The 19,501-nt window shown below is 70.9% G+C and carries 16 protein-coding genes and 1 pseudogene; 8 read left to right on the top strand and 9 right to left on the bottom strand.

Annotated elements, in window-relative coordinates:
- Positions 1-67 precede the first annotated feature (67 nt).
- Positions 68-631, top strand: a complete 564-nt coding sequence (locus OG963_RS13570; protein ID WP_371126463.1) for a cysteine dioxygenase — start codon at positions 68-70, stop codon at positions 629-631.
- On the top strand, positions 628-1,035 hold the full coding sequence (locus OG963_RS13575; RefSeq protein ID WP_093777356.1) for a rhodanese-like domain-containing protein: 408 nt from the start codon (positions 628-630) through the stop codon (positions 1,033-1,035). Before OG963_RS13570 ends, OG963_RS13575 begins: the two co-directional genes overlap by 4 nt.
- A gap of 60 nt (positions 1,036-1,095) precedes the next feature.
- Here OG963_RS13575 and OG963_RS13580 read toward each other — a convergent pair whose 3' ends face one another.
- Positions 1,096-3,639 carry an FtsX-like permease family protein gene (locus tag OG963_RS13580; RefSeq protein ID WP_371798949.1) on the bottom strand — a complete coding sequence of 848 codons (2,544 nt, stop codon included), beginning with the start codon at positions 3,637-3,639 and terminating at the stop codon, positions 1,096-1,098.
- The gene (locus OG963_RS13585) at positions 3,636-4,274 is read right to left on the bottom strand and encodes a helix-turn-helix domain-containing protein (RefSeq protein ID WP_093777360.1); all 639 of its coding nucleotides are present in this window, start codon (positions 4,272-4,274) and stop codon (positions 3,636-3,638) included. The genes OG963_RS13580 and OG963_RS13585 overlap by 4 nt, the downstream gene beginning before the upstream one ends.
- 206 nt (positions 4,275-4,480) lie before the next feature.
- Here OG963_RS13585 and OG963_RS13590 point away from each other — a divergent pair, with 206 nt between their 5' ends.
- Positions 4,481-5,119 (top strand): hypothetical protein, encoded by a 639-nt coding sequence (locus OG963_RS13590; protein ID WP_093777362.1) that lies wholly within the window; start codon positions 4,481-4,483, stop codon positions 5,117-5,119.
- Between the two features lie 96 nt (positions 5,120-5,215).
- On the opposite strand, the gene recX is transcribed toward OG963_RS13590, so the two are convergent.
- Both recX and recA read right to left on the bottom strand, forming a co-directional pair.
- Positions 5,216-5,893: a recombination regulator RecX gene (recX, locus tag OG963_RS13595; RefSeq protein WP_030927083.1), complete on the bottom strand. Its 678-nt coding sequence runs from the start codon at positions 5,891-5,893 to the stop codon at positions 5,216-5,218.
- Between the two features lie 3 nt (positions 5,894-5,896).
- On the bottom strand, positions 5,897-7,030 hold the full coding sequence (gene recA, locus OG963_RS13600) for a recombinase RecA (RefSeq protein ID WP_030927082.1): 1,134 nt from the start codon (positions 7,028-7,030) through the stop codon (positions 5,897-5,899).
- A 267-nt stretch (positions 7,031-7,297) separates the two neighbouring features.
- Here recA and OG963_RS13605 point away from each other — a divergent pair.
- Positions 7,298-8,207, top strand: a pseudogene (locus OG963_RS13605) (SDR family oxidoreductase).
- 111 nt (positions 8,208-8,318) lie between these two features.
- Here OG963_RS13605 and OG963_RS13610 read toward each other — a convergent pair.
- Together OG963_RS13610 and OG963_RS13615 are read right to left on the bottom strand one after the other, a co-directional pair.
- Positions 8,319-9,491, bottom strand: a complete 1,173-nt coding sequence (locus OG963_RS13610) for an AI-2E family transporter (RefSeq protein ID WP_093777366.1) — start codon at positions 9,489-9,491, stop codon at positions 8,319-8,321.
- Between the two features lie 183 nt (positions 9,492-9,674).
- Complete coding sequence (locus OG963_RS13615; RefSeq protein ID WP_030927076.1) at positions 9,675-9,869, bottom strand: DUF3046 domain-containing protein; 195 nt, start codon at positions 9,867-9,869, stop codon at positions 9,675-9,677.
- A gap of 79 nt (positions 9,870-9,948) precedes the next feature.
- Between OG963_RS13615 and OG963_RS13620 the strand changes: the two genes are divergently transcribed.
- Positions 9,949-10,863, top strand: coding sequence for a hypothetical protein (locus OG963_RS13620; protein WP_093777368.1), 915 nt, complete (start codon positions 9,949-9,951; stop codon positions 10,861-10,863).
- A gap of 67 nt (positions 10,864-10,930) precedes the next feature.
- Here OG963_RS13620 and OG963_RS13625 read toward each other — a convergent pair whose 3' ends face one another.
- The 3 genes from OG963_RS13625 to OG963_RS13635 are packed head-to-tail and all read right to left on the bottom strand — an operon-like array spanning position 10,931 to position 12,907.
- Positions 10,931-11,236, bottom strand: a complete 306-nt coding sequence (locus tag OG963_RS13625; RefSeq protein ID WP_030927072.1) for an AzlD domain-containing protein — start codon at positions 11,234-11,236, stop codon at positions 10,931-10,933.
- Positions 11,233-12,015: an AzlC family ABC transporter permease gene (locus OG963_RS13630; protein ID WP_030927070.1), complete on the bottom strand. Its 783-nt coding sequence runs from the start codon at positions 12,013-12,015 to the stop codon at positions 11,233-11,235. The genes OG963_RS13625 and OG963_RS13630 overlap by 4 nt, the downstream gene beginning before the upstream one ends.
- Positions 11,978-12,907, bottom strand: coding sequence for an AraC family transcriptional regulator (locus tag OG963_RS13635; RefSeq protein WP_319739472.1), 930 nt, complete (start codon positions 12,905-12,907; stop codon positions 11,978-11,980). Before OG963_RS13635 ends, OG963_RS13630 begins: the two co-directional genes overlap by 38 nt.
- A gap of 69 nt (positions 12,908-12,976) precedes the next feature.
- Between OG963_RS13635 and OG963_RS13640 the strand changes: the two genes are divergently transcribed.
- The 3 genes from OG963_RS13640 to OG963_RS13650 all read left to right on the top strand — a co-directional run bounded on the left by OG963_RS13640 (position 12,977) and on the right by OG963_RS13650 (position 19,357).
- Complete coding sequence (locus OG963_RS13640) at positions 12,977-17,668, top strand: DEAD/DEAH box helicase (RefSeq protein ID WP_371798950.1); 4,692 nt, start codon at positions 12,977-12,979, stop codon at positions 17,666-17,668.
- Positions 17,669-17,755: 87 nt separating this feature from the next.
- The gene (locus OG963_RS13645; RefSeq protein WP_093777372.1) at positions 17,756-18,556 is read left to right on the top strand and encodes a DNA-formamidopyrimidine glycosylase family protein; all 801 of its coding nucleotides are present in this window, start codon (positions 17,756-17,758) and stop codon (positions 18,554-18,556) included.
- 36 nt (positions 18,557-18,592) lie between these two features.
- Entirely contained in the window at positions 18,593-19,357 is a 765-nt protein-coding gene (locus OG963_RS13650) for an SDR family NAD(P)-dependent oxidoreductase (RefSeq protein ID WP_093777374.1), read from the top strand.
- Positions 19,358-19,501 lie beyond the last annotated feature (144 nt).

The raw sequence follows: 19,501 nt of genomic DNA on the forward strand, positions 1-19,501 counted from the left end.
TCTTCCTGCTGCGGTGTGCGCCCTGTCGCACCCCGGGCATCACACGCGAACTCCCAGGACGGTCCCTGTGTCTGCCTCTCGCTCTCCTTCGCCCTCCCTGCGCACGCCTCTCTCCGGTCCGCACTCCGGTGCCGGACTCGGCCCCACAGCCGCGGAGCTGCTCGAATTCGTCCGCCGCACGGCGGCGGACACCGATCTCATCGCCGCACTCCCCCTCGATCCCGAAGGCCGTACCTGGATCCGGCTCGACGGGCCCGGTGGCAGTGAGGCCTGGCTGATCGGCTGGCCGCCGGGCACCGGCACCGGCTGGCACGACCACGCCGACTCGCTCGGTGCCTTCAGCACGGCGGCCGGCACCCTGAAGGAGCAGTCGCTCGCGGTGCGGCTGCCCACCGACGGCTGGAAGACGCTTGAACTGGCCGAAGGCGTCGATCGGTCCCGGCAGCTGTCGACCGGTCAGGGCAGGGCGTTCGGCCGGCACCATGTGCACGAGGTGCTGAACGAGTCCGACACCGAGCACGCCGTCTCCGTCCATGCGTACTATCCGCCGCTGCCGCAGATCCGGCGCTACAGCCGCACGGGCGCGGTACTCCGTCTCGAGCACGTCGAGCACCCGGAGGACTGGCAGTGAGCGGCGACCGGAACGGCGGTACGGAGCGGGTGGGAATCGAGGAGCTGCTGGAGCGGGTCCGGGCCGGGTTCGACCGGATCGGTCCGCACGAGGCGGCGGCCGCCGCCTCGGACGGGGCCCTGCTGGTGGACATCCGCTATGCGGCGCTGCGCGACCGGGACGGACTGATTCCGGGGGCGCTGGTCGTCGAGCGCAACGAGCTGGAGTGGCGCCTCGACCCGCACGGCAGCCATCGCGCGCCGGAGGCGGACAGCCATGACTTGCAGGTGGTGGTGGTGTGCAACGAGGGCTACGCGTCGAGTCTCGCGGTCGCATCCCTGCGGCAATTGGGACTGCACCGGGCGACGGACCTGATCGGCGGGTTCCAGGCGTGGCGTGCGGCGGGGCTTCCGGTCGACGCCTGACGGGTGACAGCTGCGGCCGGGGTGCCCGTGCGGGAAACCGGCCGCACGGCCACCGGCGGGTCACTGCTTGGAAGCAGCCACCTCCACCGGGCGGGCCTTCAGGGCCACCCGGCCGGGCAGCGCGGAGGCAACCAGCACCAGCAGCGCGGCTGCGCCCACCACCGTCGCGTACACCACCGGCGTGACGGTCGGCCGCGCGCTGCCGGTCATGCCGATGCTGAAGGCGGTGAGTACGGCGAGTGCGATGCCGGTACCGAGGACGGCGGCGATCAGCAGGAGCGACAGCGCCTCGATACGAAGTATCCGCAGGACCTGGCGCCGGGTGGCACCGGCCAGACGGAGCATGGCGAACTCCTTGATCCGTTCGGACACCGACATGGCAAGGGTGTTGACGACCGCGATCGCGGTGAAGGCCAGGATCAGGCCCATGGCGAGATAGTTGACCTCGGAGTTCTCCTGCTGCCGCTCTGCCTGGAGCTGGTCGGCAGCGGCAGGGGCGAGCACGGCGATGCCGGGGAATTTCTTCAGTGCGGCAGCGAGTCGGCCGCGGTCGCTGTCCCCGGCGACCAGGACCGTGGCAGCAAGGGGGTTGTCCATATGGCGGGCGACCAGGTCGTGGGGCAGGGTCAGGTCGCCGAAACCCAGGCCGCGGGCGTAGACGGCCGCGACGGTGAGGGTGGCGGGCGTCCCGTCGCCGAGGTGCAGTCTCAGTGTGCTGCCGGGGTGCAGTCCCAACTGCTCTGCGGCGAGTTCACTGACCGCGGCGGTGCGGGGACCCGCCGCGAAGTCCGCGAGCGAACCGCCGGTCACCTCGGGATCCCAGGTGCGGCTGAGACCGGCCTGCGTGACGCCCTGGGCCTGGTACTTGTCGAGTCCGACGCGGACAGTGGTGCGTACGACCTCGGTGGCGGCCGTGACGCCCCGGGTCGTACGGACGGCCTCGGCGGCGACGGACGGGATTCCAGGGCCCTGCGCGGCCAGGACCCAGGTGGCACGGGTACCTTCTCGGGCCTGGGTGCGGGCGGCACCTCCGAGGGTCGGCTGGACGAAGAGAACCGTGCAGGTCATCCCGATGAGCAGGGTGAGCGGGGTGACGACGGCGGCCATCCGGGTCGAGTTTCCGCGGATGTTCGCGGTGGCGAGAGTGCCGCCGGAACCGGCCAGTCGAAGCGGTCCCGCGAGCAGCGCCGACGCCGTCCTGATGAGGAGCGGACCGAGCAGCGACACTGCCGTGGCCAGCACCACGACGGCCAGGAAGGTGACCGGGGTCGAGGCCGCCTCGGTACGGAGACCGCTGAGTACGGCGACGAGGACTGCGCCGCCCACGAGCAGCACCAGACCGGCGGCGATCCGGCCCCGGGCCGGCCGGTCACGCTCGACCGCGGACTCGGCCATGGCTTCGGCCGGGTGGATACGGGCGATCCGGCGGCCGGAGATCCAGGCGGCTGACCAGGCTCCGAGGAGGGTAACGGCGACGGCGACGACGGCCGGGTAGATGCCCGCGGTGCGTTCCAGGTTCGCGGGAATCGCCCCCATGTCGATGAATCGGCTGTGCAGCCAGGTGGTGAGCGGCAGTCCGACCAGCGAGCCCAGCACACCGGCCACGGCTCCGACGATCAGCGCCTCACGGCCGAGGAGACGGCGTATCTGGCGCGATGTGGCGGCGATGGCGCGCAGCAGTGCCAGTTCGCGGTGGCGCTGCTGAATGGAGAGCGCAAAGGTGCCTACGACCACAAGGATCGCGACGAGGAGCGAGGTGCCACCCATCGCGCCGCCCATCGAAACGAGCTTGATGCGGGCGCCGGCGGCGTCCAGGAACTCGACCGGACCGCGGTCGTCACCCGTGGCCACCTGTGCGGTGGTGCCCTTGAGTGCTCGCTCGACCTGCCGCTTCAGCTCGGTGAGGTCCGTGTTGGGCGTGGGCAGCACTCCGAGGGCGGTGACCTGGCCGGGGCGGGCGGCGAGCCGCTCGGCCTCGGTGGCGAAGAAGAACAGGGAGGTCTGCTGCTGGAGCTCACCGCGGCCGGCCGGGGCCGCGATGCCGCTGATGCGGTAGGGGCGGGGAGCGCCGGTGGACTGCACAGTGAGCCGGTCCCCTGGCTTCAGGCCGGCTCGCTCGGCGAACCCTCGGTCGATCACGATGTCGTCTGCGGTGGCAGGAGCTCGGCCCGTGGTGAGCTTGAACGGAGTGAGGGAGGCCGACGCCCAGGAGTGTCCGTATGAAGGCCGGTCAACGGGCTCGGCTACCGGCTCGGCCAGGAAGGTGAGCTCGGGGATCACCTGGCGTACGCCTTCCAGAGGCCGGATCCGGTCGGCGGTGGCCCCGGGGAGCCAGGCGCGCTCGGCGACGGGTTTCGCTTTGTGCTTGGCCTTCGTCTCTCCGTTGCCCTTGTGCTTGACGGTGGTCCGGTGGATGTTCTGGTCGGCGGAGACGACGAGCGGAGCCGCGGCATAGCGCTCCGTGGCGATCCTTCCGCGCAGTCCGGTCTCCAGAAGCGTGCCACAGGCGGTGATGAGGGCGGCGGCGCACATCAGCGCCAGTAGGGCACCCAGGAACCCGCCCTTGCGGTCCCGAATTGTCCGTAGGGCATAGCGCAGCATCATGATGCGTCCGTCTCTCTTCTGTTGTCGTCCGCGCCGTCGTTCGCCGGGGGCTGGAAAGGGGCCGGGAAGGCGAGCAGCCGGGTGTGGACAGTACGGGCGCCCGGCGGGACGTCGGCGTCGGGCCGCTTGTAGCGGTTCATGAGGGCGATGAACTCCTCGAAGAACGCGCGGAGTTCGGGAAGCGTGAGCCGGATGGATCCCCGCGAGTACGGGAACGCATCGGCCCACTCGCCCAGGTCGCCACCCGACTCGCCACCGTCGCGCTGGAGCCGCTCGAAGAGGGCGAGGTCGGCGGCGTATGCATGGCGGTTCAGCTCGTCCATGACGAGCCGCACCTCGGGGCTCTGGCGGGAACGGGGCGGGAAGCGCCGGTCGCCGGGAACAGCCCGCCACCACCTCGCCCGTCGGCTGCCCGGTTCCTTGACCGCGGCGTCCTCCACAAACCCGTACCTGGCGAGCTCACGCAGGTGATAGCTGGTGGCCCCGGTGTTCAGCTCCAGGACGCGGGCAAGGATCGCGGATGTCGCCGGGCCGTGCAGGGTGAGGTGCTGAAGGATCTGCTGGCGTCGCGGCTGAGCGAGCGCCTTGAGAGCGGCCAGCTCTGTGATTTCGGTACCGCCGGGCTTGTCTGCCATGCGTCACACAGTGCTCTGTGCACAGATGCCTGTGCACTGGAGCATGCCTGCGTCTTCGTGCGGGGGCTAGCCCCCCTCGGCGGCTCTCATGTCCCCCGGATCTCAGCCCCGACACACCCGAACGCCTTACCTCAGTGGAGCAAATACGGCACAAGGTGGACATTTACCCCAACACCTAGGACTGACATGACGGAGACGTCGCACCGATGCCGACCATCACCCTCACCCCCGACCAGCTCGACCGTCAGGCCGCACGTCTCTACGACACCGAGGCCTGGCAGCAGATCGTCGCGGGCTGGGACGTCACCACCCCCGAACCCGTGCGTCCTGTCTCGCCCGACAGCGCGCCGCACCCGCCGGACCGGCACCCGGCCGACTGGCGCGATCTGCTGTCCGTGCCGGTCGACCAGCTGATCGCCGACTCGGTTCGCGCCCTGCCCCCGGCCCCGCCGCGCGAGCGTCCTCTCCCCGGACGACTCGGCGCGATCCTCCCGGACCGGCTCCACGCCTGGCGTCGCATCGGGCAGCCCGAACTGCGGCCTTCCACCCACCTCGCCTACGCACGGCAGATCCTGACCGAGTGGGGCTGGCAGAACACCCCGTACCGGCTGCGGAACGCCCGCGGCGCACGCTGCATCTGCGGCGCCCTCCTCACCGCGCACCGTCTGGGTTACGGCTCCCTCGACACCGTTGACCGGGCCGGCGCCTGGCTCATCGCGGAACTCCGCTCGCAGGGCTGGACCGACCTCATCGGCCCATGGAACCGCCACCCCAGCCGCACCGCATCGGATGCCCTCGCCCTGCTGGACGCCACCATCCGGCGCGCCTCGTTCGCCGGACACTGACTCCTGCGCGCCACCCACCGCGCAACGGCCGCGCCTCCCCCGCCGCGCCTCTGAGCCCAACCCTCGATGCACCCACCGTCGTCGATGAGCGCCCCGTCAGAACGGCTCGTCGAGACCTTCCGTGTCCTCACCCTCTTCTTCGAGCGCCTGACGCACCACACGCAAGGCCATACCCTCCCCGTACCCCTTGCGCGCGAGCATGCCCGCCAGGCGGCGCAGACGCCTGTCGCGGTCCAGGCCGCGGGTGGAGCGCAGCTTGCGCACGACGAGCTCCCGGGCGGTCTCTTCCTCCTGCTCGGAGTCGAGCTGACCGATCGCCTCGTCGATCACCGCCGAGTCCACCCCCTTGGTGCGCAGCTCCCGCACAAGAGCACGACGGGCCAGGCCCCGGCCGTGGTGCCGGGATTCCACCCAGGCGTCCGCGAACGCCGCATCGTCGATGAGCCCGACGTCCTCGAAGCGCGACAGCACCTCTTCGGCTGCCTCATCCGGGATCTCCCGCTTCCGCAGTGCGTCCGCAAGTTGCTTGCGGGTGCGCGGGGTCCCGGTGAGCAGACGCAGACAGATGTTGCGCGCCTGCTCGACCGGGTCTCGCGGCTCCCCCTTCTCGGCCCTCGACGAGGAAGGGGAGCCGCTGCTCCTGGAACGGGAGCGGGCCCGACGGCCCGCGCCCTCGCCGAACCCTCCGCCCGAGCCGGTGCCGTAATCGGGACCGGCGCCGGAGTCGGGGGCGGGCTCGGCGTCACTGCCCGGCCACTCCGTACGACGTGTCACGGTCTAGCTCTTGGCCGCCGCAGTCTTGGCCGGCTTCGCCTTGCCGGCCGGAGCGGGCACCGACTTCGCCGCGCTGTCGGCCGCAGCCGCCGCGCCGCCCGCCGCGTCCGCACCGGGTTCGGCGGAGAGAGCCGCCTCCGGCCTGACACCGATGCCCAGCTTCTCGAGGATCTTCTTCTCGATCTCGTTGGCGAGATCGGGGTTGTCCTTGAGGAAGTTGCGGGCGTTCTCCTTGCCCTGGCCGAGCTGGTCGCCCTCGTACGTGTACCAGGCGCCCGCCTTGCGCACGAAGCCGTGCTCCACGCCCATGTCGATCAGGCCGCCCTCACGGCTGATGCCCTGGCCGTAGAGGATGTCGAACTCGGCCTGCTTGAAGGGCGGCGCGACCTTGTTCTTGACGACCTTGACGCGGGTGCGGTTGCCGACGGCGTCGGTGCCGTCCTTCAGCGTCTCGATACGACGGATGTCGAGGCGCACCGATGCGTAGAACTTCAGCGCCCGGCCACCGGTCGTGGTCTCCGGGGAGCCGAACATCACACCGATCTTCTCGCGGAGCTGGTTGATGAAGATCGCGGTGGTCTTGGACTGGTTGAGCGCGCTGGTGATCTTGCGGAGTGCCTGGCTCATCAGTCGGGCCTGCAGACCGACGTGCGAGTCGCCCATCTCACCCTCGATCTCCGCACGGGGCACGAGTGCCGCGACGGAGTCGATGACGATCAGGTCGAGAGCGCCCGAGCGGACCAGCATGTCCACGATCTCGAGCGCCTGCTCACCGTTGTCCGGCTGGGACAGGATGAGGTTGTCGATGTCGACACCGAGCTTCTTCGCATACTCGGGGTCGAGGGCGTGCTCCGCGTCGATGAAGGCCACCGAGCCGCCGAGCCGCTGTGCATTCGCCACCGCGTGCAGCGTCAGCGTCGTCTTACCGGAGGACTCCGGCCCGTACACCTCCACCACACGGCCGCGCGGCAGTCCGCCGACGCCGAGGGCGACGTCGAGTGCGGTCGACCCGGTGGGGATCACCTCGATGGGCTCGTTCGGCCGCTCACCGAGGCGCATCACCGCGCCCTTGCCGAATTGCCGTTCAATCTGTGCGAGTGCGGCGTCCAACGCCTTCTCGCGGTCGGTTCCTGCCATGGGTTCCACCCGATTTGCTTGAGTCGATCGCTTCACGTCAAAGACGCTAACCCCTGCCACTGACAATGGGCCTCGACGTCCTCCCGGCCTGTGGACAACTCCACGGTCGGGCCCGGGAAAACCCGGCCGGAATCCCATGAGAATGGATGTTCGATTTTGGTGTCAAGCACACCGCGCCGGACCGACCTGCCCCCAGAATAGCGCCCTAGCACTCTACACTTGACGAGTCAAGATCAAGTGGTCAACATCATGCTAGATTCCGGCCGTATGGGGACATCGCTGGCAGGGAGAGTGGCCCTGGTCGCCGGGGCCACGCGAGGTGCGGGCCGTGGGATCGCCGTTCAGCTGGGAGCGGCCGGAGCAACCGTCTATGTGACCGGGCGGTCAACCACGACCCAGCGGTCGGAGATGAACCGCCCGGAGACCATCGAGGAGACCGCAGCTCTCGTGGACGAGGCGGGCGGCCACGGGATCCCGGTCCGGGTGGACCACCTCGTGCCCTCGGAGGTCAGCGCGCTCGTGACGCGCATCCGGCGCGACCAGGGACACCTGCACGTCCTCGTGAACGACATCTGGGGAGCCGAGATCGAGTGGGACAGGTCGGTCTGGGAATCCTCGCTGGAGACGGGGCTGCACACCCTGCGTCTGGCCGTCGACACACACGCCATCACCAGCCACTACGCGCTCCCGCTCCTCATCGAGCAGCCAGGGGGCCTGGTCGTCGAGGTGACCGACGGCACCGACGAGTACAACGCCGCTCACTACCGGGTCTCCTTCTTCTACGACCTGGCCAAGGCATCGGTGAACCGGATGGCGTTCGCCCTCGCGCACGAGCTGAAGCCCCACGGCGCGACCGCGGTGTCGCTCACGCCCGGCTGGCTGCGGTCCGAAGCGATGCTGGACGCCCATGGCGTCACCGAAGCGAACTGGCGCGACGCGATCACCCACGCACCCCACTTCGCGATCTCCGAGAGTCCGGCCTTCGTCGGCCGCGCCGTGGCCGCGCTCGCGCAGGACCCCGGGGTGGCGCGCTGGAACGGGCAGTCGCTGTCCAGCGGGCAGTTTGGCGCGGGTCTACGGCTTCACCGATCTGGACGGCAGCCGGCCCGATGCCTGGAGGTACGTCCCCGAAGTCCAGGACGCGGGCCGGCCGGCCGACGTGACGGGCTATCGCTGAGCTCCCTGCGACTATCGCTGAGCACCCTGCGAGAACGCCGCACCGCGCCCGGCCTCGCGCGCCCCGCCGGCGGTCCCGCACCGCGCCGGAACTCCCGCGTCGCGCCGTCGCTCAGCCCCGCGGCCGCGGACCCGGTGCTTCCGGTCGCTCCGCGTCCTCTCCGCCGTCGCTCCCGGGATCCCGGGTCGCGCGGCGCAGCCGCGAGAACAACGACTCACCGCGCCGCCGCTGGTGACGGCCGTGGACCCGTGGGTCGTCCGTCACGTCGTAGCGCTTCACATAGGCGCCCAGGAACGCCTGCAACGTCGCGACGGCCGGGATCGCGATCAGCGCGCCCACGGCGCCCATCAGCGCCGTACCGGCGATGACCGATCCGAAGGCGACCGCCGGATGGATGTCGACGGTCTTGGAGGTGAGCTTGGGCTGCAGTACATAGTTCTCGAACTGCTGGTAGATCACCACGAATCCGAGCACCCACAGGGCGTACCAGGGGTCGATGGTGAACGCGATCAGCATCGGCAGGGCGCCCGCCAGATACGTACCGATCGTGGGGATGAACTGCGAGACGAGACCGACCCAGACCGCGAGGGCCGGCGCGTACGGCACATCGAGGAACACCAGCAGTATGTAGTGGGCGATCCCGGAGATGAGAGCCATCAGCCCGCGCGAGTAGAGATAGCCACCGGTCTTGTCGACCGCGATCTCCCAGGCCCGCAGGACCTCGGTTTGCCGAGCGGGCGGCAGTACGGAGCAGAGACCGCGGCGCAGCCGGGGGCCGTCGGCCGCGAAGTAGAACGAGAACAGGGAGATCGTCAGCAGTCGGAACAGTCCGCCGAGCACGGTGGTGGAGACATCGAGCACACCGGTCGCACTGTTCTGGACGTACTTCTGCAACCAGTCGGAGTGCAGCAGGCTGTCCTGCACCTCGACGCGCGAGAGCTCGGTGTGGAAGTTCTGGTTGACCCAGTTGATCACCGAGTCCAGGTACTTGGGGAACTCCTCGACCATCTCGACGATCTGGCCCGCGAGCATTGATCCGAGCAGTACGACGAACCCGGCCCCGGCGATCAGGATCGCCAGGAACACCAGGAAGGTCGCCAGGCCGCGACGCATACCGCGCGCCGACATCCGGCCCACCGCGGGTTCTATGGCGAGCGCCAGGAAGAAGGCGATCAGCACGTTGATCAACAGCCCGATGAGCTGGTCGAAAGCCCAGCTGCCGAGCCGGAAGCAGGCATAGAGCGCCAGGGCGAGGACCATGGCGCGCGGCAGCCACGCAGGCATTCGGGCCGCCCCGGCGCCGGACGGCTGAGTCGGTGGCGCGGCCGGCGGGACGGGCGGAGTGGGGACGGGCGGGGTCTGGGCGGTCTCGTCTGTCAGTGCCACGGACCCAGTCTCGCCCACGGCTGCGACAGCCGGCCGCCCGCCCCGGAGAGCGGGTGCGGTCCCGCGGGGACGAGCGGTTCGTCAGCGCTTGTCGGCGGGGATGCCGACCGCCGTGCAGACCCCGCGCCAGACGTCCTTCGCCTCCCAGCCGGCGGCCAGCGCCTGGTGCACCGTCCGCCCGCCGAGCTCGGCCATCACATGATCGCGCGCGAAGGAGTCGGCGTACCCCGCGCCGAAGTGGTCTTCCATCCGTTCCCAGAAAATCGTCAACCGCATGACTTCAGTATCCCGCTCCTGAGAGTGCAGCCATGCCGCTACGACATGTCGAGAGCGCTTACCGGCCTACGGTCGGTCCATGGCTGGAACAGGAGCAAGCTCCCTCAACCGCGCCGAGCAGTTCATCTGGCTCACGGCCCGTGTCCTCGAACAGCGAAGGTTCGCCCACCACTTCCTGGCTGGAAGCGCCGACGCCGTGGAGACCGCGCTCACCGCTTATCTCAACGAGGACGGCGGATACGGTCACGCACTCGAACCCGATCTGCGGGGCCCCGTCAGCCAGCCGCTGCACACGGCCCATGCGCTGAACGTGCTCGACTCAATCGGGCGCTGCAGCGGTCTGCGGGTGGAACGGATCTGCCGCTTCCTGACCGATGTGTCGACCAAGGAGGGTGCGCTGCCCGCCCTCCTGCCCTCGCAGCGAGGCTATCCGGCCGCGCCGTTCATCCCGCTCGCCGACGACCCGCCGGCGGAGCTGCTCGCCACCGGTCCCGTCGTCGGGCTGCTGCACCGTAATGCGGTCTGGCACGCCTGGCTCTTCCGGGCCACCGACTTCTGCTGGGCGGCGGTCGACGCACTGGAGCACTCGCATCCGTACGAGATCGAGGCGGCGGTCGCCTTCTTGGACGGTGCACCGGACCGGCCCCGGGCGGAGGCCGCGGCGGACCGCCTCGGACGGCTGGTGCGGGAACAGCGGCTGGCCGTGCTGGATCCGCAGCGGCGCGCGGAGTACCCGGTGGCGGCCGGATATGCACCGGGTGAGCAGCACTTCCCGTACGACTACGCCCGTACACCCGATTCGCTCGCCCGTCGCTGGTTCACCGACGAGGAGCTGGAACGCTCCCTCGACCATCTGGCGTCGGAGCAGCAGGCGGACGGCGGCTGGCCGTTGAACTGGCGGCAGTGGGCACCGGGCACAGCTCTGGAGGGCCGTCCGCTGGTGACGCTCAAGGCTCTGCTGACGCTGCGGGCCCACGGCCGCAGCCTCGGCTGAGTGCTCGTTCGCTGGTCGGCCGGTCCGTAAGGGGCTCGACTCGATGGATCGAGCCCCTTACCGGGCTCTATCCGAGCGCACGCACCCCTGCCGTGACGACCACGGCAGCTCCCACGACCACCAGGAAGGGAGCACGCAGAACCAGGGCGAGCGCCGCGGCAGCCAGTCCCGCACCCCTGGCGTCCAGCACCAGCTGCTGTCCGTCTCCGAAGGTCTGCTGCGCCGTGAGGGCCGCCAGGAGCGCCACCGGCAGGAGCGCGGAAAGGCGCTGGACGAGCGGGCGTTCAAGTGCGCCCGCCGGCACCAGCAGTCCCAGCAGCTTCGCGAGATAGCAGCCGACGGCAGTGAGTGCTATCGCTGTCCAGACGTTCATCGGCCGTCCTCCGTCGGGGTCGCCGCCATGGCGGGGGTGTCACCGGATGAACCGTTCCTGCGTCCCATCAGGAAGAGAACGGCAGGCGCCGCCAGCGCGGAGAGCAGCACCGGTACACCCGCGGGCAGCACGGGCAGCAGACCGAGGGCGAGCAGGACGGCGAGCGCGGCGGTGATGCGCTCGGTCGTGCTCCTCAGCATGGGTGCGAGCAGGGCAAGAAAGACGGCGGGGCTCGCCGCGTCCAGTCCCCAGCTGTCGGTGTCGCCGAGCGCCTCCGCGCCAAGGGCCCCCAGCAGTGTGGTCAGGTTCCACAGCACGTACAAGGTGATTCCGGTGACGGTGAAACCGATCCGCGCGGCCCGCCGGGTGGGCTGGGCCAGCGTCACAGCGGTCGTCTCATCGATCACCCACTGCGCGGCGAGCGGTCGCAGCGCTCGCGGGAGCGCGAGCAGTTGCGACAGCCGCAGGCCGTAGAACGCGTTGCGTACGCCGAGGAAGAACGCCCCGGCAGCCGCCGTGTACGGATTACCGCCCGCCGCGAGGGCGCCTACCAGCGCGAACTGCGAGGCGCCTGTGAAGACGAGGAGGCTGAGTATGCAGGTCTGGAGCAGGCTGAGGCCCGAGCCTGCCGAGGTGACTCCGAAGGCGAAGCCGGACAGCCCCACGGCGATGCCGACGCCGAGGGCGTCTCGCACAACGGCCGCATCGGACTTCACCTCACCGGCCGCTGTCTCGGCCGGCTCACCGGTTTTCTCTGGGGATGTTGTCTGTTCTGGCACAGACGGAACGGTACGGGGAGAGATCGCGACCGGTCTTGTACGTTCTTGCGCGTTCGCGCTGGTAGGCGCCGGGCGGCACCCCCACTATCCGGGTGAAATGGCGGTTCAGGTGCGGCTGATCGGTGAAGCCGACCTCGGCCGCGGCGACCGAGGGCGCCACACCCGCGTCCAGCAACCGCCGTGCCCTCCTCACCCGGGCATCGGTGAGCCAGGTGTGCGGTGGCATCCCGTACTGCTTCTTGAAGGCCCTCAGCAGGGCGAACGGGCTGGTCCCGAGTTCGACGGCCAGCACCTCCAGAGTCGGCGGCTCGGCCATCCTGCTCTCCAGCACCGCACGCGCCCGCGCCGCGTCCCGGCCGCCCGCCGACCGGGGAGAGCGGGTGGGCAGCACACTGCCATGGCTGCTGAGCAGCCGCGCGACCAGGATCCGCAGGACACTGTCGGCGGCGAGCGCGTTGCCCTCCTCGGCCGCCCGGTGCACCTCGCCGATGAGCCGGGCCGATTCCGGGTCGACGACGCTGGTCTCGGCGAAACCGACAGTGCCGCGCAGGCGCGTCGTATCGGCGGCGATGTCGTTGATCACCCGTGCGGACGGGTACAGCGTGGCGTAGACCCAGCCCTCGGGGACACCGGCCCGCGCGGTGTGCGGCACCTCCGGATTGATCATGACGACGACGCCCGGGCCTGCGTGCACGGTGCCGTCGGGCAGCCCGACGTCCTCCACCCCTCGCGTGATGGTGCCGAAGACGTAGCCCTCGTGGCTGTGGCGCGGGAAGGTGTGACGCACGTACCGGGCGCGCAGCAGATCGAGGTCGGGCAGTTCCGCGTACTGCCAGTACCTCGCCCACTCTCCGGAAGCCGAGCCGAAGCCCGAGCCCGATCCTGCCGCCATTCCCGAATTCTCGCAGTTGCCGACCACTGTCACCGTCCGTTGTCAGTGGTCGGGTGCACGATGGGGGACATGGCCGGCTCTGCGCTCGATTCGTTCTCCCCCGCCACCCGCGGCTGGTTCTCGGGTGCCTTCAGCGCGCCGACCTCCGCGCAGGAGGGTGCCTGGCGCGCGATCGGCGAGGGTTCGGACGTGCTGGTCGTCGCGCCCACCGGATCGGGCAAGACGCTCGCCGCGTTCCTCGCCGCGCTGGACCGGCTGGCCGCGGTGCCGCCGCCCGCCGAGGCGAAGAAGCGCTGCCGTGTGCTGTACGTATCGCCCCTGAAGGCACTCGCGGTCGACGTGGAGCGCAATCTGCGCTCACCGCTGACCGGGATCCGCCAGGAGTCTGTGCGGCTCGGGCTGCCCGAGCCCGACGTGCGGGTGGGTATCCGCTCGGGGGACACGCCGCCCGCCGAGCGCCGCTCGATGGCGACCCGGCCGCCGGACATCCTGATCACCACCCCCGAGTCGCTGTTCCTGATGCTGACCTCCTCGGCTCGAGAGGCCCTGTCGGGGATCGAGACGGTGATTCTCGACGAGGTGCACGCAGTGGCCGGTACGAAGCGGGGCGCCCATCTCGCCGTGTCGCTGGAGCGTCTCGACGAGCTGCTGCCGCGTCCGGCACGGCGGATCGGTCTGTCGGCGACGGTCCGTCCGGTCGACGAAGTGGCGCGGTTCCTCTCGCCGCAGCGGAAGGTGGAGATCGTCCAGCCGCCGTCCACGAAGCGGTTCGATCTGTCGGTGGTCGTGCCGGTGGAGGATCTGGGCGAGCTCGGCGGCTCGCCCGCCACCGACCCGGACCAGGCGGGCCAGGCGGAAAAGCCGTCGATCTGGCCGCATGTCGAGGAGCGGATCACCGACCTCGTCCAGGCGCACCGCTCCACCATCGTCTTCGCCAACTCCCGCCGTCTCGCGGAGAGACTGTGCAACCGGCTCAACGAGATCGCCTACGAGCGGGCCACCGGCGAGACGCTGCCGGAGGCCCACTCCCCCGCCGAGATCATGGCCGAGTCCGGTGCGGCGAAGGGCGCTCCGGCGCTGCTCGCCCGCGCACACCACGGTTCGGTCTCCAAGGAGCAGCGCTCCCAGGTCGAGGAGGACCTGAAGGCGGGCCGGCTGCCTGCGGTGGTCGCCACCTCCAGTCTGGAGCTGGGCATCGACATGGGTGCGGTCGATCTGGTGGTCCAGGTGGAGTCCCCGCCGTCGGTCGCCTCCGGGCTGCAGCGGGTCGGCCGTGCCGGGCACCAGGTCGGTGCGGTCTCCACCGGAGTGGTCTTCCCGAAGTACCGCGGCGACCTGGTCCAGGCGGCGGTGGTCACCGAGCGGATGCGCAGCGGCTCGATCGAGGCACTCCGGATCCCGTCCAATCCGCTGGACGTGCTGGCCCAGCAGCTCGTCGCCATGGTCGCCCTGGACACCTGGCAGGTGGACGATCTGCTGGCCGTGACCCGCCGTGCCGCCCCTTTCGCCTCGCTGCCGGAGTCGGCGTTCACGGCCGTGCTGGACATGCTGGCCGGCCGCTATCCGTCCGATGCCTTCGCCGAGCTGCGCCCGCGCGTGGTCTGGGACCGCGTCGCCGGTACGGTCACGGGCCGCCCCGGCGCCCAGCGGCTCGCGGTCACCTCCGGCGGCACGATCCCCGACCGTGGGCTCTTCGGGGTCTTCCTCGCCGGGGCCGACCCCAAGAAGGGTGGCGGCCGGGTCGGCGAGCTGGACGAGGAGATGGTCTACGAGTCCCGGGTCGGCGATGTCTTCACTCTGGGCACCACGTCCTGGCGGATCGAGGACATCACCCGCGACCGGGTGCTGGTGTCGCCGGCCCCCGGCGTTCCGGGACGGCTGCCGTTCTGGAAGGGTGACCAGCTGGGCCGCCCGCTGGAGCTGGGCCGTGCCCTGGGCGCGTTCCTCCGCGAGGTCGGCGGAATGTCGTCCGAGGACGCCAGGTCGCGGCTGCTCGCCGCCGGTCTCGACACCTGGGCCGCCGACAACGTCCTGTCGTACATCGGCGAACAGCGAGCCGCCTGCGGCCATGTCCCCGACGACCGGACCATCCTCGTCGAGCGATTCCGCGACGAGCTGGGCGACTGGCGGGTGGTCGTGCACTCCCCGTTCGGCGCGCAGGTCCATGCTCCGTGGGCGCTGGCGCTGGGAGCCCGCCTCGCCGAGCGGTACGGCATGGATGCCCAGGTGATGCATGCCGACGACGGCATCGTGCTGCGCCTGCCCGACGCCGACATGATGGGCCTGGACCTCCTGGACTTCGATCCGGTCCAGGACCTCGCACTCGACCCGTCGCAGAATTCGTCCCGGAACTCGCCACGGGAGCCTGCGCCGTTGGCCGCAGCGGCGTACGAGAGCGATCAGCCCCCCGTCGGCGCCGCCGATGTCGTCTTCGAGCAGGGCGAGATCAACCAGATCGTCACCGATCAGGTCGGCGGATCCGCCCTGTTCGCCTCCCGCTTCCGCGAGTGCGCGGCGCGCGCCCTGCTGCTGCCCCGCCGCAGCCCGGGCAAGCGCACTCCTCTCTGGCAGCAGCGTCAGCGCGCCTCCCAGCTCCTCCAGGTGGCCTCGGAGTTCGGATCCTTCCCGATCGTCCTCGAAGCGGTCCGTGAATGCCTGCAGGACGTCTTCGACGTTCCCGGGCTCGCGGAACTGATGGGCGATCTCGAAGCGCGCCGCGTCCGCCTGGTCGAGGTGACCACCCAGGAGCCCTCGCCGTTCGCCCGCTCGCTCCTCTTCGGCTATGTGGCGCAGTTCCTGTACGAGGGCGACTCTCCGCTCGCCGAGCGCCGGGCGGCCGCGCTCTCCCTCGACTCCCGTCTCCTCGCCGAGCTCCTGGGCCAGGCTGAACTGCGCGAGCTGCTCGACGCCGAGGTGCTGGGCGAGCTGGAGCAGGAGCTCCAGTGGCTGACCGAGGACCGCCGGATCAAGGACGTCGAAGGCGTCGCCGACCTGCTCCGCGTCCTCGGCCCGCTGACCGACGCCGAGTTGGCCGAGCGCGGCGCCGAGCAGCCGTGGGCCCCGGAGCTGGCCTCGGCCCGCCGGGCCATCCGAGTACGGATAGGTGGGGCCGACCACTGGGCGGCGATCGAGGACGCGGGCCGACTGCGTGACGCGCTGGGCACGGCCCTCCCGGTCGGCGTCCCCGAGGCGTTCACCGAACCGGTGAAGGACCCGCTCGGCGATCTCCTCGCCCGCTACGCCCGTACGCACGGCCCGTTCACCTCCACCGGCGCGGCCGCCCGCTTCGGCCTGGGCACCGCGGTCACGGACGGCGCGCTGCAGCGGCTCGCCGCGTCCGGCCGGATCGTCCAGGGCGAGTTCCACCCCGCAGGCATCGGCCAGGAATGGTGCGACGCCACGGTGTTGCGTCGGCTCCGCCGCCGGTCCCTCGCCGCACTCCGGCACGAGCTGGAGCCGGTCCCGCCCGCCGCCCTGGCCGGCTTCCTCCCCCAGTGGCAGCATCTCGGCAACAACAGCCTGCGCGGGATCGACGGACTGGCCCGCGCCATCGAGCAGTTGCAGGGTGCCCCCGTTCCCGCGTCGGCGCTGGAGAAGCTGATCCTGCCCGGCCGGGTCACGGGATACGCCCCCGCCCTGCTCGACGAACTCACCACCACCGGCGAGGTGATCTGGGCCGGCGCGGGCGCCCTTCCCGGCAAGGACGGCTGGCTGTCCCTCTATATCGCCGACAGCGCGCCCCTGCTCCTGCCGCCCCCGTACCCACTCGAACTCAGCGCGCTGCACGAGTCCGTTCTGACCACCCTCGCCGGCGGGTACGGGCTGTTCTTCCGGCAGATCGCCGATCAGGTCCGCGCCACCACCCACCCGGACTGCACCGATCCTCAACTGGCCGACGCCATCTGGGAGCTGACCTGGTCCGGTCGGCTGACCAACGACACGCTGGCGCCGCTGCGTTCGCTCCTCGGCTCCGGACGTACGGCGGGATCGACCGCCCACCGCGCCAAGCGCAGCGTCCCGCGAGGCCGTTACGGCTCGCTCACTGCCGCCGCCCGCCCCGCGTCACGCACCGGCCCGCCCACTGTCTCGGGCCGCTGGTCCCTGCTGCCCACCGCCGAGCCCGATCCCACACACCGCGCACACGCCTTGGCGCGCACGCTCCTGGACCGTCACGGCGTGGTGACCCGCGGCGCGGTCCAGGCCGAAGGCGTCGAGGGCGGCTTCTCCGCGACGTACCGCATCCTCTCCGCGTTCGAGGACAACGGTCAGGCCCGCCGCGGCTACGTCGTCGAGGGGCTGGGGGCAGCCCAGTTCGCGATGGACGGAGCGGTCGACCGGCTCCGTGCGGCGTCAACCGCCCGCGACCGCACGGAACCGGGAGCGTCGCCACGGGCCCTGGTCCTCGCCGCCGCCGACCCGGCCAACGCGTACGGCGCCGCCCTGTCCTGGCCCGATCCCCCGGACGGCGCCGGACACCGACCGGGGCGCAAGGCCGGCGCCCTGGTGGTCCTGGTCGACGGCGAACTGACGCTGTACATGGAGCGCGGCGGCAAGACCCTGCTCGCCTGGCCGACGGATCCGGAGGCCCCCTCGCTCCGGGCGGCGGCCGAGGCGCTGGCCACGGCGGCCCGCGCAGGGGCGCTCGGCACGGTCACCGTGGAGCGCACCAACGGTTCCTCGTCCCTGACCTCGCCGCTGGGCCGCACACTGGAGGCGGCCGGCTTCCTCGCCACCCCGAGAGGTCTCCGTCTGCGGGCCTGACCCCCGTCACCCTGCCCTCCGCGCCCGCGACCACACCCACGCGCCCGCACCCCCTCGCACCCCGCCCCCACCACGCATCATGGAGACATGCCCGAAGGAGATACCGTCCTGCAGACCGCCAAGCGTCTGCACACTGCACTGGCGGACCAGGTCCTCACCCGCTCCGACCTGCGCGTCCCCCGGTTCGCGACCGCCGACCTCACCGGCCGGACCGTCCTCGCGACCCTTTCGCGCGGCAAGCATCTCCTCACCCGGATCGAGGGCGGCCTCACTCTCCACAGCCATCTGCGGATGGACGGTTCCTGGCGCGTCTACGCCCCGGGCGAGCGCTGGCGCGGCGGCCCGGCCCATCAGATCCGCGCGATTCTCTCCACCGCGGACCACACAGCGGTCGGTTACCGGCTGCCCGTCCTGGAACTCCTCCGCACAGCCGACGAGGAGAAGGCGGTCGGCCATCTCGGCCCCGATCTGCTGGGCCCCGACTGGGACCCCGACACCGCATTGCGCAACCTGCTCGCCGCCCCCGCCCGCCCCCTCGGTGAAGCCCTCCTGGACCAGCGCAACCTGGCCGGCATCGGCAACGTCTACAAGTCCGAGCTCTGTTTCCTCGCCCGCGCCACGCCCTGGCTCCCCGTCGGTGACCTGCCCGCCACCACCGCTGTGCGCCTGGTCACCACGGCCAAGCAGCTTCTCGAGGCCAATCGGGACCGACCGGTCCGCACGACCACCGGTTCCCGGGCACGCGGGTTCGGCCCGACCGAGCGGCTGTGGGTGTACGGCCGGACCCACCGCGAATGTCTGAGGTGCGGCGCCCCCATTCGTACGGCGGAGCAGGACACCCGACCCACATATTGGTGCCCACGCTGTCAATCGGGCCCCACACCATAGTTGACGCCTCGTCAGATACGGTCGTACGGTCCGGACATGCCTCTCACCGCGTACGACCTCACCGGCCGCTCCGCGTTCATCACCGGCGCAGCCGGCGGTATCGGGCGGGCCAGTGCCGTCCTGCTCGCGGAGGCGGGAGCAACCGTCCACTGCGCGGACCGCGACGGGACAGGCCTCCTGGAAACACAGGAGATGATCACCAAAGCGGGTGGCGCAGCCCACACCCATCAGCTCGACGTCACCGACCGCAGTCAGCTACGGGACGCGGTGGCCGCGGCGGGCGACCTCGACATCCTGGCCGCCGTCGCCGGAATCATGCACACGAGCAGCGTCCTGGAGACGGCGGACGAGGACCTCGACCGCGTCCTCGGCGTCAACTTCAAAGGCGTTCTGTACGCCTGCCAGGAGGTGGCCCGCAGCATGATCGCGCGCGACGCACCCGGCTCACTGATCACCATGGCCTCGGGCGCGGTCGACGCCGCAAGTCCGGGCCTGCTCTGCTACAGCGCCGCCAAGGCGGCGGTGGTCCAACTGACCAGGACCCTGGCGACCGAGCTCGGGCCTCGCTCCATCCGCGTCAATGCCGTCGCGCCGGGCTGGATCCGCACGCCGATGACCGCCAAGCACGACGCGGAGCTGCAACATCGGACAGAGACCGCGATGGTCCGGATCTCTCCGCTCGGCCGGGTGGGTGAGGCGGAAGATGTCGCCCACACGGTCCTGCACCTGGCGTCCGACGCGTCGGCCTTTATGACCGGCCAGATCCTCCGCCCGAACGGCGGCGTCGCCATGCCCTGGTAGTGCGCCACGCCTCGGCAGCCAGCCGCGCCCCGATGGCGCCCCACACTCCGGCAGTACGCCACGCCTCCACAGCCAGCCGCGCCGCGACGGTTCCCCACGCTCCCGCAGTACGCCACGCCTCCGAAGCCAGCCGCGCCCCGGTGG

It is taken from the genome of Streptomyces sp. NBC_01707 (genome assembly GCF_041438805.1).
GTDB lineage: Bacteria > Actinomycetota > Actinomycetes > Streptomycetales > Streptomycetaceae > Streptomyces.

Coding starts and splice junctions, on each gene's coding strand:
- OG963_RS13580 (WP_371798949.1), bottom strand. CDS start 3,639: ATGATGCTGCGCTATGCCCTACGGACAATTCGGGACCGCAAGGGCGGG.
- OG963_RS13585 (WP_093777360.1), bottom strand. CDS start 4,274: ATGGCAGACAAGCCCGGCGGTACCGAAATCACAGAGCTGGCCGCTCTC.
- OG963_RS13590 (WP_093777362.1), top strand. CDS start 4,481: ATGCCGACCATCACCCTCACCCCCGACCAGCTCGACCGTCAGGCCGCA.
- recA (WP_030927082.1), bottom strand. CDS start 7,030: ATGGCAGGAACCGACCGCGAGAAGGCGTTGGACGCCGCACTCGCACAG.
- OG963_RS13610 (WP_093777366.1), bottom strand. CDS start 9,491: ATGCCTGCGTGGCTGCCGCGCGCCATGGTCCTCGCCCTGGCGCTCTAT.
- OG963_RS13615 (WP_030927076.1), bottom strand. CDS start 9,869: ATGCGGTTGACGATTTTCTGGGAACGGATGGAAGACCACTTCGGCGCG.
- OG963_RS13620 (WP_093777368.1), top strand. CDS start 9,949: ATGGCTGGAACAGGAGCAAGCTCCCTCAACCGCGCCGAGCAGTTCATC.
- OG963_RS13625 (WP_030927072.1), bottom strand. CDS start 11,236: ATGAACGTCTGGACAGCGATAGCACTCACTGCCGTCGGCTGCTATCTC.
- OG963_RS13635 (WP_319739472.1), bottom strand. CDS start 12,907: ATGGCGGCAGGATCGGGCTCGGGCTTCGGCTCGGCTTCCGGAGAGTGG.
- OG963_RS13640 (WP_371798950.1), top strand. CDS start 12,977: ATGGCCGGCTCTGCGCTCGATTCGTTCTCCCCCGCCACCCGCGGCTGG.
- OG963_RS13645 (WP_093777372.1), top strand. CDS start 17,756: ATGCCCGAAGGAGATACCGTCCTGCAGACCGCCAAGCGTCTGCACACT.
- OG963_RS13650 (WP_093777374.1), top strand. CDS start 18,593: ATGCCTCTCACCGCGTACGACCTCACCGGCCGCTCCGCGTTCATCACC.